Raw genomic sequence first — 12,934 nt, forward strand, 5'->3', positions numbered from 1 at the left:
GTGTTGTCGGGGCAATGGCCGGGACGTGATGCCGCGGTAGAGCCAAGTCGAACAGGAACTCCATGATGAGCGGACCTAAGTTATTCGAGCCCATTACCGTTCGCGGGCTGACGATGGCGAACCGCATCGTGATCGCGCCGATGTGCCAATATTCAGCCGTCGATGGTTGCATGACCGACTGGCATTTGATCCACTTGGGCCATCTTGCCTTGTCTGGCGCGGGCCTGCTGACGATCGAAGCGACGGCCGTCCTGCCCGAAGGGCGTATCTCCTATGGCGATGTCGGGCTATACGACGATGCGACCGAAGCGGCGATGGCGCGTGTGCTCGGTAGCGTGCGAGCCCATTCGGACATGCCGGTCGCGATCCAGCTCGGCCATGCCGGACGCAAGGCATCGACCAACTTGCCCTGGCTTGGCGGCCAGCAAATAGCGCCTTCAGAACAGAATGGCTGGCAGACTCTTGCGCCTTCGCCGTTAGCGTTCGCAGAAACCGACAACCCGCCTTTGGCGCTGAACTGTGAAGAGCTCGACCGGGTGCGTGACGCATTCGCGGCCGCCGCGGTCCGAGCCAGCCGGCTCGGCATCGACGCGGTGCAGCTCCACGCCGCGCATGGTTATTTGCTGCATCAATTTCTCTCGCCGCTCTCCAACCGGCGCGACGACGAATATGGTGGAAGCCTCGAAAATCGGATGCGCTTCCCGCTCGAGGTGTTCGATACCGTAAGGCAGGCGGTCCCCGCGGAAATGCCGATCACCATGCGGGTGTCCGGTACCGACTGGGTGGATGGCGGCTGGGACATCGACCAGACGATCGCTTTCGCGCACGCGCTGGAAGCCCGTGGCTGCTCGGCCATTCATGTTTCGAGCGGAGGGCTCGACTCGCGCCAGCAGATTCCGGTCGGGCCCGGCTACCAGGTCCCGCTTGCGCGCGCGGTGAAGCAGGCCGGATCGATCCCGGTAGTCGCGGTAGGCATGATCACCGAGCCCGAACATGCTGAGGCGATAGTCGGCACAGGGGATGCAGACATGGTCGGACTCGCGCGTGCCATGCTCTACGATCCGCGCTGGCCCTGGCACGCCGCGGCCGAACTCGGCGCTCAGGTTGTGGCACCCGAACAGTATCTTCGATCGCAACCCCGGCGGTACCGCGATTTGTTTCGAGCTCCGAAGACCGCACGCTCGACATAGCTTGCCGAACGACCGGTTTGCGCCCCAATATCGGCCATTCAGCAAGATCCCGCGGGCACCTGAAACCTGCCATTCCGCCATACCTTCTGAACGCAGCATCCTGTCGGGCGGCGGCCATCTTGATGAGCGGAATCCGTGCGCTGCCTCCTAACGGATCATTTCGCGCTTCCCGTTAGGGTTCCCACTAGACAATATCAGTGCATGACAGATGACGCATCGCTCAGTTCGCAAGATTATATGGACGTCAGGGAGCGGGCCAAGGCTCTGCATTTAGACTCGAGCCAATTCTCACGTTCCTGCCCGGCAACCTCGAAGACGCGGCGTCGGCCGACGATTTCGTGATCCGGGGCGAAGTTACCACCATACGCAAGGTGATCGAGGGCGGCGGCGTGCCGACCGGAACACTTGCGGCCGATAAGAGCCAGCCGCCGGGCTTCATCCACAACAAGAGCCACGACTGGGCCGTCCCAATCATCTTTGTCAGCGCTGAGCTTATGAAGACTTCCCCGGACCTGATCGCCGCCGCAATCGATCTAATCCGCGATTACGCGCTCAGCATCTTCAAGGGCAGCGGCGCCGACAAACGGGTGAAGCTCGAGGTCGTCGTCGAGCGCAACGAAAAGCGGACCTACCAGAAGGTCACCTATGAAGGCGACGTCGCAGGCCTAGGGACCGTCGCCGATATGGTCACAAAAGTGCACCGCTCGGCATGACGTTCGAGGAGGTTGTTGAGGAGTTCAACCGCCGGACTGCGGAAGTTGAGCCGCTCCTGATACTAACGCGGGACAGCGGCCTTCAGGCGCGTGCGGTGGATGAGCTCCAGTCGTATCACGCTATATTGGAGATCTATCGGGCGCATGCTGAAGCTCAAGGTGCGGAAAACCCTGCCAACATCCTACTCGGCTTCAAGTCGGTGGTGAGCGGGCTAGCCGAGGAACTCAACTTATACCGCCTGTTGAAGTTGGAGGAGCCGGATCGCGCGTGGGACGCACTCATTCGCGCCCAGGCCGGATTTGACGCGGCGCTCCGCGCCCACCGCAGCTTCGACTACTTGCGGCCAAAGGCGGAACGCCTCCGTCAGTTGGAGCGAGCAACGATCTATACTAGGATTTTGCTGAAGTCAGCGATGGCCTCTTCTGTGCCATCACAAGACTCAGGACAGCAATTCGGGACCGAGAGACTTGCACCTACAATCGGCGCCGGATGGGGATGGGCGCCCCGGTCTCTGGCCTCACCGTAGGCTAGATGCCCGAGAAAGCCCGCAGAATCGCGCCGTTTTTTGCGGTCAGTCTCCAAGACCACGAATATGGCCCGGAGACTTGTAATGAATGGTGCTGCCGGTGAGGATTGAACTCACGACCTCAGCCCTACCAAGAATCGCTGCACAGATAATCGCACATAATCGTAGTTCATCAGACTTCATCAGAACTCATCGTAGTGCATGTAACTCGCTGCCGATGCTGGATTATTCCTCATCCTAGCTAATCACCGCGCATCGCACTTCACATTCCCGTGATGGCCCGGTGATGACCCGATTGGGGTCGCTGGGGACGAAGTATTCGCATGGCGGACGACGAGACTGGAAACCGCGGCCGACGGTCGACGATAATGATCAAGAAGGGCGTGGTCGATACCATTCCCCTGCCGCCCAAGGGGTCGCGCACCACCGTATGGGACCGCGAGATCAAGGGCTTCGGCGTGCGCGTCGCCTCGACTGGCGTCCGCACCTACATCCTCAGATACCGGATGGGCGGGCGAGACACGCCAGTCCGCACCGTGACGATCGGCCAGCACGGGTCGCCCTGGACCGCCGACCAGGCGCGCCGACGCGCGGCCGAGCTGCTGACCGAGGTCCGTAGCGGGCGCGACATCGTGGCGGAGAAGGAGGCTCTGCGCGTCGAGGAGAAGGAGGAGTTCGCACGCCGTGAGGAGAGGCTCTTCGAGGTCGTCGTGGAGCAGTGGTTCGAGGACCACGTCCAACGGGACGAGCTGCGGAGCGAGGATGACATCCGCGGCGTCATCGACCGCGACCTGAAGCCGGCGTTCGCGGGAAGGACGATCGACGAGATCACGCGCAAGGACGTCACGCGCGCGCTCTCCGCGATCGGCCGCCGGAGCGGATCGGCCGCGAACAAGGCGCACAAGTGGATCCGGCAGATCTTCAACTGGCTGATCGGCCAGGGCGACATCGAGCATTCGCCCGTCGACAAGGTGGAGAGGCCTTTCCCCGAGCCGAGCCGCGACCGGGTCCTGCGGCTCGGCGAGCTAGTCGTGCTCTGGGTCGCGCTCGACCGGATCGTCGAACCCTTCCGGACCTACTACCGCTTCCTGATCCTGCTGGGGCAACGGCTGCGTGAGGCATCGGACGCGCCCTGGAGCGAGTTCGACCTCGAGGTCGGCGACTGGCTGTTGCCGACGTCGCGGACGAAGTCGAAGCGCGACCATCTGGTCCCGCTGTCCGAACAGGCGATCGAGTTGCTCGAGGGTATCCAGCCCGATCCCAGGCGGCGCCGCGGACCCGTGTTCACGACGAACGGCTCGGTCGGCATCTCCGGCTTCAGCAAGATGAAGGCCGAGATCGATGCGGCCATCGCGGACCTCCTCGCCGAGAGCGAGGCGGCGCGCGCGCTCGTCGGCGACGCCCTGCCGCACTGGGTCGTCCACGACGTCCGCCGCTCCCTGTCGACCGGCTGCCAGGCGATGGGCATCGACCTCATGCACACCGAAGCCATACTGAACCACGTGATCGGGAAGAAGGCGTCCGGCGCCGCGCGTGTCTATCACCTCTACGACTACTATGACGAGAAGGCGGTCGCGCTGGAGAAGTGGGGCGACCTGGTCGAGAAGGCGGTCGCCGCGTTCCGGCGAGGCGATGTCGAGGCCGTGCGCGCCATGGATCCGGCGCGGCGGGCGAAGCGGCGCGAACGTCGCCGTCGCGGCGGAGTATGCGAAGATTGACAAGTATCCTATAGGATACTATAAAGTGCGCCATGAATGCGGGAGTCGATCACAGCCAGGGCACGCCGTTCGCGTCGCAGACCGAGTTCAATACCGTCGAGGCTGCGGAATTCCTCGGCTGCAGTCCCGGCTACTTACAGAATCTCAGGCAGCTGGGGGATGGCCCGCCCTACAACAGGAGGTGGAAGCGGAAGGGCATCTACTATCTGCGCCCCGACCTCGTGGAATGGCGCCGTGGCCGGCGCTACCTGTCGACGACCGAATACTGATCCCGTCGCGCCCTGACGGGCGATGAATCCAAGGAGCGGCCCGCTTGGACGCAGTGCCCGATTTCACGCTGAGCTACGGCGGCGTCGAGGAGTTCTTGCTGGAGCTCACCGGCGCGCCGCTCGCGCCCATCGCATCGCGCTTCCGCAAGCTGCGCCCCAAGTTCGCGCCGGATGGCCTTCTCACGAGGCCCGGAACGCGGATCGGCTACGATCTGAGCCGCGTCCTGTCGATCGGTGCGGTCTACAGCCTCAACGCTCTCGCCATCCCCCTGGGGCACGCGGTCGACCTCGTCGTGGCCAACTGGCCCGAGATCGCCCGGTCCTGCCTCAAGGCGCACGGGGCGGCGGAGACCGCGGCCTGGAAGCCGACCCTGCGCATCTACGTGGACGCGCTCGCGCCCGACACGGTCGATGGCCAGCCGGGACCCGCGTCGTTCGCCACTGCTTCTTCGGATGGTCCCGAGGGGATCAGCCACCTCGTGCTGGATTGCCAGACGATCGTCGACCTCCTGGCTGTGATCGCCGAGCGCCACGATGCCGTCTCTGGCGCGCTCGACGCCGCCTATGGGGAGCTGGAGCGGACGTTCGGCTGGGACACGCCGGCCGAACGCGCCCCGCCCGTCGTTCCCAGCCGGGTCGCGAGTGGCTTCTTCGGCACGGGCCCCTACTTCGAACGCGCCCGCGCCCTGCTGGCGGTGGACGACGGCGAGCAGGTCGGTCCGCTGGAGCGCATGCGCCTGCAGAGCCACCTCGACTACATCGAGACGCCGCCGCCGGTCGATGGCTGGAAGCAGTTCATCGGCACGGATGCGGCCAAGCCGCGCCTCAACCAGCGGCTGGCCGCCTGGGGCTACGGCCTTGGCCTCAAGTCCTCCGTCATCGGCCAGACGGACGTGCTGCAATCCGCATGGGCCGACCGGGCCGCGACGCTCGATCTCATCGCGCGCGGAGAGCGGCGCCTGTCCAAGCTCCGTGAGGAAGCGGCGCAATGAGCGTCGCAGTCGCCGATCCGGATCCCTTCATGGCACTCACGCTCGACCGGACGAAGGGCGCGGCGCTCCGCGCAGCGTCGTCGGCCCTGCGCCGCTGCTGCGCCGCCTTCGGCCTGGACAGGCGCCGTTTCCTGTTCGACGTCAGCGTTGACGCGGGTGGCGACAGTATAGCCGTCGCCGTCGAGTATGGGTCCCGTCCGGGACAGAGAGGGATGGCGCAGCGCCGGGACGTCGGGCTGTTCTACGACAGCAACGCCCGGATGTCGTTCAAGGTGAGGAAGGCCGTCGATGAGATGGTCTGGAACGTCGCCCTCGCCTTCCACTCCGAGACCCCCGTGCCCCCGACCGGGTGGTCGGTCCACCCGGTCGTGGCCAGTCTGATCGCCGCGTCCGGCTCGGCTCTGCCGAACCCGGCGGACCCGCTCGCCTGGCTACGGTATAGCGACCGCAGGCTACGGCTTCCCGACGGCGGGAACGTCGTTGATGCCTTCTTCCGTGGCCGGGAGGGGGTGCTGACGCTGGAGAGCGCCAGGATTGTCGACGCCGGCGGGCGGCACGTCGCGAGGCTTGCGATGGATGGGCCGCGTCTCAACGCGACCTTCGAGGGTGCGTTTCCCGCGACCATCGCGGAGGCGCTGGTTGGACGCCGGGCAGGTGATCTGTGCTCCGTCTTCTCCGCGGACCCGCGCGGGCGCGACGCGAAGATCGTCTTCGCCGTCGCGGTCTCGCGTGGTGACGAGGCGCTGATAGTCGGATTGGGCAACAGTCTGGTGCCGCTGCTCCCGACCGTCGCGGGCGGTGAGCGGTGGCGACCGCGACGGGTCAGCGGCGACGCGGAGGCCGCCCATACCGGCTGGCAGACACGGCACGTGAACCACAGATCGATAATGCGCTACTACGCGCGAGCTCGCGCGAGCCTGCTAACAGCGGTGACCAGAGCGGCTAAGTGACGACGTCGTTGGGCGCTCGCTCGACACGGCCGACACGGCAACGCTAGCTTCGCTGCCACTGCGAGCGAGGCACATCAAGCTATGACATTCGAGGACTACCGGCGCGACGGGCGAACCCAGTATCAAGCGCTGGTTGAGTCGGCGCAGCACATCCTCCGGCAAGCGCTCGTCCACGCAGGACTGTCGGCCCATTCTGTCACAGGCAGAGCGAAGGACGTGGAGTCGCTGCGTAAGAAGCTCGCCGACCGTAGTATTCCACTCGATCAACCGATGGACGAAATCAAAGACTTGGCGGGATGCCGCATCGTCTTTCTCACCAATTCGCAGGTCGACGCCTTCAATCGAACGGGAGCGTTGCACGAAAACTTCGAGGTGGTGAGCGTCAACGTGCACCACCCCGTTCCGGGCACCGACACGGAAACCAAGCTCTTCGACAGCACGAATTACTTAGTGCGCCTCAAGCCCGAGCGTCTGGCTCTCGTAGAATATCGCGCGTTTGACGGGATTGAGATCGAGATTCAGGTTCAGACCCTGCTCAACCATGCATGGGCTGAGATGGGCCACGACACGATCTACAAGGAGCCGAAGCTGGTCCATTTAGGCGCGGCGAGGATGACTCGGATCGGCGAGCGCATGAACAAGGTCATGCAGGACCACCTTGTCCCGGCGGGCCACGACTTCGATAAGATCGCGCGCGACTTCCACCGGCTGCTGGAGGCTGACGGGGCGGCGGACGCGACGCTCGCGACGATCCGGGACAGTGCCGACATCAACCAGCTCGATGAGGCACTCGAGACGTTCGTCGATCTAGTCCTCCCGCACTATGACGAACCTGCGGCCGAGTTCTCTCGCCATCTTGAGATGTTCGTGGGCACGGTCGAACGCGCGCGCGATCTTCCGATCACGCCGATCCAGACGCAGTTCGGCGATTATCCAGGTAAGTCGGCGTTGGACGCGGCAAGACATGTCGCGCGTCTCATCCGTTCACATCGCTACTGGGAACCGGATCGCACGTTCCATGCCCTGGTCAGGCTCTATGTGGGTGCTGGGGATGAGGACGAGCGAAAGTTGTGGGTCGAAGCGGCCGGGGAACTTGCCCAGCACAACCTCGACGTCTGGCAGCGCTTCGGCCCCGTCGCGCAGAGGGTCGTGCTCGACGAACTGCGCAGGCTTGGGTCCGGAGACGCGAGAGCGGCTCGACCGCTACTGGTCGCAATGCTCGCCAAGGTGCTGTCCGCCGACCTCGAAGGCGCCACCTGGCGATCCGACAGCGTTACGATCCACCAGGGGTCGGTGCTCGCGACGGATGACTTGAGGGCGGTCCGGGGCGAGGCCATCGATTGGCTTGAGCGGTGGCTCGACGAGGCCGAGGACGACGTCACCCGACTGTCCGTCCTGCAGGCACTCGGGAGGGCGGATGCGGCGCCCATGCACATCGGAGAAGAGGGGAGCTTGATGCAGATGCTGCTGGAAGACGGCACCCGCGTCGCGCGCCTCGTCCTCGCGCGTGTGTCGGAGTGGGGACTCGAGCTCCGACGCGGGCGAGAGGTCGATGCCCTGCACACCCACTACCGCTTTCTCGGGCTCCGTTCCGACCTGGCGCAGCAGCCCGAACTCGTCACCGCCCAGCAGGGGCTCCTCGCTGCGCTGCTCGCGATCCGCGACACCTTGGCTGAAGACGCGGATTACGTGCTCTACAAGACGCTTGTCGGTCACGATACGGTGCGCCCGGACGCCTGGGACGGAGACCATTTCGATTTCGAGGCGACCGACTTGTGGCGTCGCGCGCGCTTTCCCGAGATCATCGAAGGCGTATCGGCCGCGACCCGGTCAGACTGGATGGCGAAGATCGACCGCTACGTCGACGCCGCGGGGAACGACGGCGGGCACTTCGCGCCCATGCGCGAGTTCCTAGGCCTTCTCGCAGAATACAGACCCGACGTTGCGGTTTGCATGCTGGGGGAAGTGAGCCAGCAACGCGCCGCATTCGGGGCGGCAATGCTTGGAGGCCTTGATCGCGCCGGCAGGGGCGGTGACGTGCTCGAAATCGTCGATGGCTGGATCCGCTCCGGCACGCTTCTCCCCGCGGTCGGCGACTACCTGCAGATGCGGCCGTGCGCCGACCTTAAAAGGCTGCGCGAGTTCACCGAGAAGGCGGTCTCCGTCGCCGACGCGCGCTCCGCGATTGCGGCGGCGACCGTCGCTGCCGTCTGGTATCAGCGCGAGCCGGACGAGGCGCTGATCGAGACGGTCCTCATGCCGGTCGTGCGCTTCGCGATCGAACGGGCAATCCCCGAGTGGATTAGCCAGTTCTGGACCCCCGGCGACGCCGGCATCGTTCGCGACCTCAACGAAGACCGGTCTTCTGAACTGCTGGCATCGTTCGTCGGGGCGGCGGAGATAGATTACCGCGCGGTGCGGTTGCTAATTGCCGTGGGGCGACGGTTCCCGAAGCTGATCATCGACTTCTACGGGAACCGCATCACCCGTGAACTTGGCGAGGCGGCCGGGCGCTTCGAGCCGATCCCCTTTCATTCCCACGACATCGGCACGACGCTTTCGCCTCACGCCGGCCTGCTCGTCCCGGCGGCCCGCGAATGGTATCGCGCGATGCCCCGATTGCACGAGTATCGCGGAGGTCGTCTAATCCACCATGTCTTCCCCGAACTCCCAGTCGAAGTGGCGGAACTGCTCTCGGGCCTCGCGCGCGAGGGCGACGAGGATGACCTTAAGTTCGTGCTGAAAACACTGGCCCCCTACGAGGGGACCGCGCAGATTTATCCGGTTTGCATGGACGTGGTGGCTCGCCTCGAACCGGGCGACAAAATGTTGGATCGGGTGACTGCGGTCCTGGGCGAAACCGGCGTCGTCAGCGGGGAATTCGGTTTTGTCGAGGTCCACGCCGCCCGCCGCGAGCTCATCGGACGCTATCAGGATGATACGCGTGATCGGGTGAGGCAATTTGCGCGAGATCGTGTTCGCGAACTTACACAACACATGGCTTGGGAACAGCGACGAGCGGGCCGAGATGTTGCGCAGAGGCGCCGCGATTGGAACGAGGAATGAAGACCAGCGAGGTTTTCGATGAGCGATCAAGATGGATATTCGAAGCGCCTTCAAGTGACGAAACGGCGACGGCGAAGGGTCCGACTTGGTTCAACATCCACCCCTGATTGACGGGAAGTCTTTCCGCTCCCAGACTGAATTGGTCAGACACCCGTCGAAGGGGACGATCGTGGCACGAGGTCTTGGCTTCTTCACCGTGTGTCTCGCCGGGCTTGCCTTGTTCTCGTCCTCGGCAGCGCACGCCGACGATCTCGTGGTCACGCGCAACGTCACGATTCGGGTGGCGCCCGCCAGGCAGTCCGAGCGGGTCGAGTTCCCGGCCATCGGCGACCGGCTCGAGCTCCTCGATGACGGCCAGCAGCAATCAGGCTATTACCATGTCCGGCTTCCGGATGGCCGGACGGGCTGGGTCTATCGGACATTCGTCCACCGTGAACCCTCCCCGCCGGCACCGTTCGTGTCCGGGCCAGCGTCGGCGCCGGAGGCACTGACCGGCGGCAGCGCGATGACCGTGCACTATCTCGACATGGACCAGGGCAACGCGGCGATCGTCGAGTTCCCGTGCGCGGCGGTGCTGATCGACTCCGGCGGCCGCGATCCCGTCGCCGCCGGTCGGCTGAAGGCGAACCTCGATGCGTTCTTCGCCCGTCGCACCGACCTGGGGCGTCGATTCGCGGCGGTATACGTCACGCACACGCACCTCGACCACAACACCACGCTCGGCACGCTGATCTACAACTACCGTGTGGGAGCATACATCGACAACGGCAGGCTCGTCGGGTCCGGCGACAAGGACGCGGTCTGGATGGCGGCGTATGCGCGCGATGCGACGCCGAAGGTCGAGCGCGCGATCGTCCTCGAGAAGGATGTCCGGGCTGCGGGCGCGCAGGGCCTGACGAGCGCGGTAATCGATCCGGTGTCATGCGCCGGCGTGGACCCGCGGATCCGCGTCCTGAGCGGCGGCCGCGAGCGCTCGGACAATCCGGGTTGGTCCAACGACGACTTCGATAACGGCAACAACCACAGCATCGTGATCCGGATCGACTATGGCGAGGCGTCGTTCCTCTTCCCCGGTGATCTGGAGAACGCGGGGATTACCGATCTTCTGTCGCAGTATGGCGCATCGGGCCTCCTGGACGTGGACGTGCTTGAGGTCAGTCACCATGGCGCCGAGAACGGCACGACGCCGCAGTTGCTCGCCGCCGTCACGCCCGAAGTCGCGGTGATGTCGATGGGCCCCGAGAGCGTGCAGGGGCAGTGGACGGCGTTCGCCTACGGCCATCCGCGGCTCAAGACCGTGCAGCTCCTGCGTGGTGCCGTCAGCGGGTCGCGCGCGCCCAAGGACGTGCGTGTCGCCAATGCCGTCCGCAGCTTCGAGACGCTGCGCATGGACAGGGCCGTCTATGGCACCGGCTGGGATGGCACGGTGACCGTGACCGCCGACGCGCAGGGACGTATCTCGGTGAAAACCGAGCGATAGGACGGACGCCGCGGCCGCCATCGCGGACCATGGCTTTTCACGGACGCCGGGCGTCACCACATCGCGGCGGTGCCGGACCATCCGTCCCTGACCGCGCCACGCGTCGAGTTGCCGCCGTTCAGGCCTGTGGCGACGATGGACCCCTACAAGCCCTGCTGGTGCGGATCGGGGACCAAATACAAGTGGTGCCATCACCGGAGGGAGCAGGCGCCCAAGATCAACCCGTTCGAGATCGAGCAGCGGATAACGCAGGCGTCGCGTGAGGGCGGCTGCTCCCATCCCGACCCCGTCGCCGACCCCTGCCAGGGCGACGTCATCAGGTCGCATACCGTGCAGCGGAATGGCGGGCTGAAGCAGATCGCCGAGAACGGGCACGTCCTGACCGTCAAGCCGCTGATGAAGGGTCTTATGGAAATGCAGGGCGAAGCCTGGCCGCGTCCGGTCGGGACCGGCAAGGCCTCCGTGTTCCCCGGTTTCTGCGAGCGCCACGACCGCGAGCTGTTCAAGCCCGTCGAGGGATCGACGCTGCCGCTCGACGCCGAGCACGCCTTCCTGCTGGCCTATCGGGCCATTGCCTACGAGCGGCATGCCAAGGATGCGCAGTTGCGTGCGACCGAGCTACAGCGCGACATGGACGGCGGCCGTCCGCTCTTCAACCAGGCGATCGTGCAACGGATGCTACGTGACACGTTGTTCGGCATCCGCATGGGCTATGCCGACATCGCGCGCACGAAGGACGAGTTCGACCGGCGGCTGATGAGCGGCGACCGGTCCGGGTTCCACTTCCTGGCCGTGCGCTTCGACGGCCTCCTACCGATGGTCGCGTGCACCTCGTTCCACGCCGAGCTGGACTTCGACGGCAACCGGCTTCAGCGGCTCGGACACGGGGACGCGCCGTTCGAGCTGGTGACATTGACGGTGACCGCCTTCCAGGGCCGCACCGTCGCCGTCTTCGGATGGATCGGGGATGCCGATGGCCCGGCCGCACGGCTGGTGTCGTCGTTCGCGGCGATCGCCGACGACGGCAAGGCGGACGCGCTGTTACGACTGCTCTTCGTGCAGACCGACAACATCTTCCTGCGCCCCAGCTGGTGGGAGGGGTTGGACGAGGCCGACCAGAAACGGCTCGTCGGTCAGGTGATGGCCGGCACCACGGCCGTCCCGCGTCTGGACGGCGCACTTGAGGCGGGCGCTGGTCCGCTGCTCTCCGCAGCCGTCATCGAGACGGTCGAGGGCTGACCTAGCCGGTGTCCGCGGTCGTCCTGCCCCGCCGGCCGGTCGACCGGGTATTTCCGGTCGTCGGCACGCCCTCGAACAGCGAGCTCAGCGCGACGCCCAGCGCTTCGGCGATGCGGGCCGCCGTCACCACCGACACGTTCTTCTCGCCGCGCTCGACCCGGCCGTAATAGGCCCGGTCCATGCCGACCTTGGCGGCGAAGCCCTCCTGCGTATGGCCGCACGCGCGCCGCAGGCTGCGCACGCGGGCGCCGAGCGCCGGGAGGATGTCGTCCGACATGGGCGAAAGCTAGCATCTCGGCCGTGCCGCCCCAAGGGCGGGCAACATTGATTCCGCTCGCACCCCTATGGGTGTTTTAAGTCCCCGGCCTTCGGGTCGCAGGCGACGATGCGGGAGGGGCCGGTGAAAGCGGTGCTGATGCGTCAGATGCGGGTCGTCGTCACCGACACCCGTCAGCTCGAGGAGATGTTCGAGGAGGTCGCGGACGCCTGGGGACTGTCGGGCGCGGAGCGCGACGCGGTCAGGGGCGACGCCCTCGCCGGGCGCGGCGGCCGCCGCCGGTCGGCGTTCATCAGCGAGCGGATGGCGCTGGTCGTCGAGATCGACTGGCTGCTCTGCGCGCACATGGACGCGAGGCAGATCCGCCATTGGGTCCGGTCACGCGTTGCCGGGGTGCTCGGCACCTCCCCGCTGGACGACCTGGTCGGCTCGACCGACCGCCTGCGTCGCATCCGCACCATGCTGTCGGCGGAGTTGCCGCAGTGACCGCCGCCACCGGGATGCCAAGCGTCT

General features: G+C 65.6%; 11 protein-coding genes. 10 read left to right on the forward strand and 1 reads right to left on the reverse strand.

Annotated features, from left to right (window positions below; genetic code table 11):
- Positions 1 to 65 precede the first annotated feature (65 nt).
- The 9 genes from E7773_RS14915 to E7773_RS14955 all read left to right on the forward strand — a co-directional run bounded on the left by E7773_RS14915 (position 66) and on the right by E7773_RS14955 (position 12,144).
- Positions 66 to 1,190 carry an NADH:flavin oxidoreductase/NADH oxidase gene (locus E7773_RS14915; RefSeq protein WP_293992842.1) on the forward strand — a complete coding sequence of 375 codons (1,125 nt, stop codon included), beginning with the start codon at positions 66 to 68 and terminating at the stop codon, positions 1,188 to 1,190.
- Positions 1,191 to 1,561: 371 nt separating this feature from the next.
- Positions 1,562 to 1,903, forward strand: coding sequence for a hypothetical protein (locus tag E7773_RS14920; RefSeq protein WP_293992845.1), 342 nt, complete (start codon positions 1,562 to 1,564; stop codon positions 1,901 to 1,903).
- Positions 1,904 to 2,798: 895 nt separating this feature from the next.
- Entirely contained in the window at positions 2,799 to 4,148 is a 1,350-nt protein-coding gene (locus E7773_RS14925) for a site-specific integrase (RefSeq protein ID WP_293992847.1), read from the forward strand.
- A gap of 32 nt (positions 4,149 to 4,180) precedes the next feature.
- Complete coding sequence (locus E7773_RS14930) at positions 4,181 to 4,417, forward strand: helix-turn-helix domain-containing protein (RefSeq protein ID WP_293992848.1); 237 nt, start codon at positions 4,181 to 4,183, stop codon at positions 4,415 to 4,417.
- A gap of 44 nt (positions 4,418 to 4,461) precedes the next feature.
- On the forward strand, positions 4,462 to 5,409 hold the full coding sequence (locus tag E7773_RS14935) for a hypothetical protein (RefSeq protein ID WP_293992851.1): 948 nt from the start codon (positions 4,462 to 4,464) through the stop codon (positions 5,407 to 5,409).
- A complete protein-coding gene (locus E7773_RS14940) occupies positions 5,406 to 6,359 on the forward strand; it encodes a hypothetical protein (protein ID WP_293992854.1) in 954 nt (317 codons plus the stop codon). The genes E7773_RS14935 and E7773_RS14940 overlap by 4 nt, the downstream gene beginning before the upstream one ends.
- Before the next feature lie 81 nt (positions 6,360 to 6,440).
- On the forward strand, positions 6,441 to 9,425 hold the full coding sequence (locus E7773_RS14945; protein WP_293992857.1) for a RelA/SpoT domain-containing protein: 2,985 nt from the start codon (positions 6,441 to 6,443) through the stop codon (positions 9,423 to 9,425).
- Between the two features lie 169 nt (positions 9,426 to 9,594).
- Positions 9,595 to 10,905 (forward strand): MBL fold metallo-hydrolase, encoded by a 1,311-nt coding sequence (locus tag E7773_RS14950; protein ID WP_293992860.1) that lies wholly within the window; start codon positions 9,595 to 9,597, stop codon positions 10,903 to 10,905.
- A gap of 69 nt (positions 10,906 to 10,974) precedes the next feature.
- A complete protein-coding gene (locus E7773_RS14955; RefSeq protein ID WP_293992863.1) occupies positions 10,975 to 12,144 on the forward strand; it encodes an SEC-C domain-containing protein in 1,170 nt (389 codons plus the stop codon).
- A gap of 1 nt (position 12,145) precedes the next feature.
- Here the strand turns inward: E7773_RS14955 and E7773_RS14960 are convergent, their stop codons facing one another.
- On the reverse strand, positions 12,146 to 12,421 hold the full coding sequence (locus tag E7773_RS14960; protein WP_293992865.1) for a helix-turn-helix transcriptional regulator: 276 nt from the start codon (positions 12,419 to 12,421) through the stop codon (positions 12,146 to 12,148).
- A 123-nt stretch (positions 12,422 to 12,544) separates the two neighbouring features.
- Here E7773_RS14960 and E7773_RS14965 point away from each other — a divergent pair, with 123 nt between their 5' ends.
- On the forward strand, positions 12,545 to 12,907 hold the full coding sequence (locus E7773_RS14965; RefSeq protein ID WP_293992868.1) for a hypothetical protein: 363 nt from the start codon (positions 12,545 to 12,547) through the stop codon (positions 12,905 to 12,907).
- The last annotated feature ends 27 nt before the right edge of the window (positions 12,908 to 12,934 follow it).

It is taken from the genome of Sphingomonas sp. (assembly GCF_004799495.1).
Classification (GTDB): Bacteria; Pseudomonadota; Alphaproteobacteria; order Sphingomonadales; family Sphingomonadaceae; genus Sphingomonas.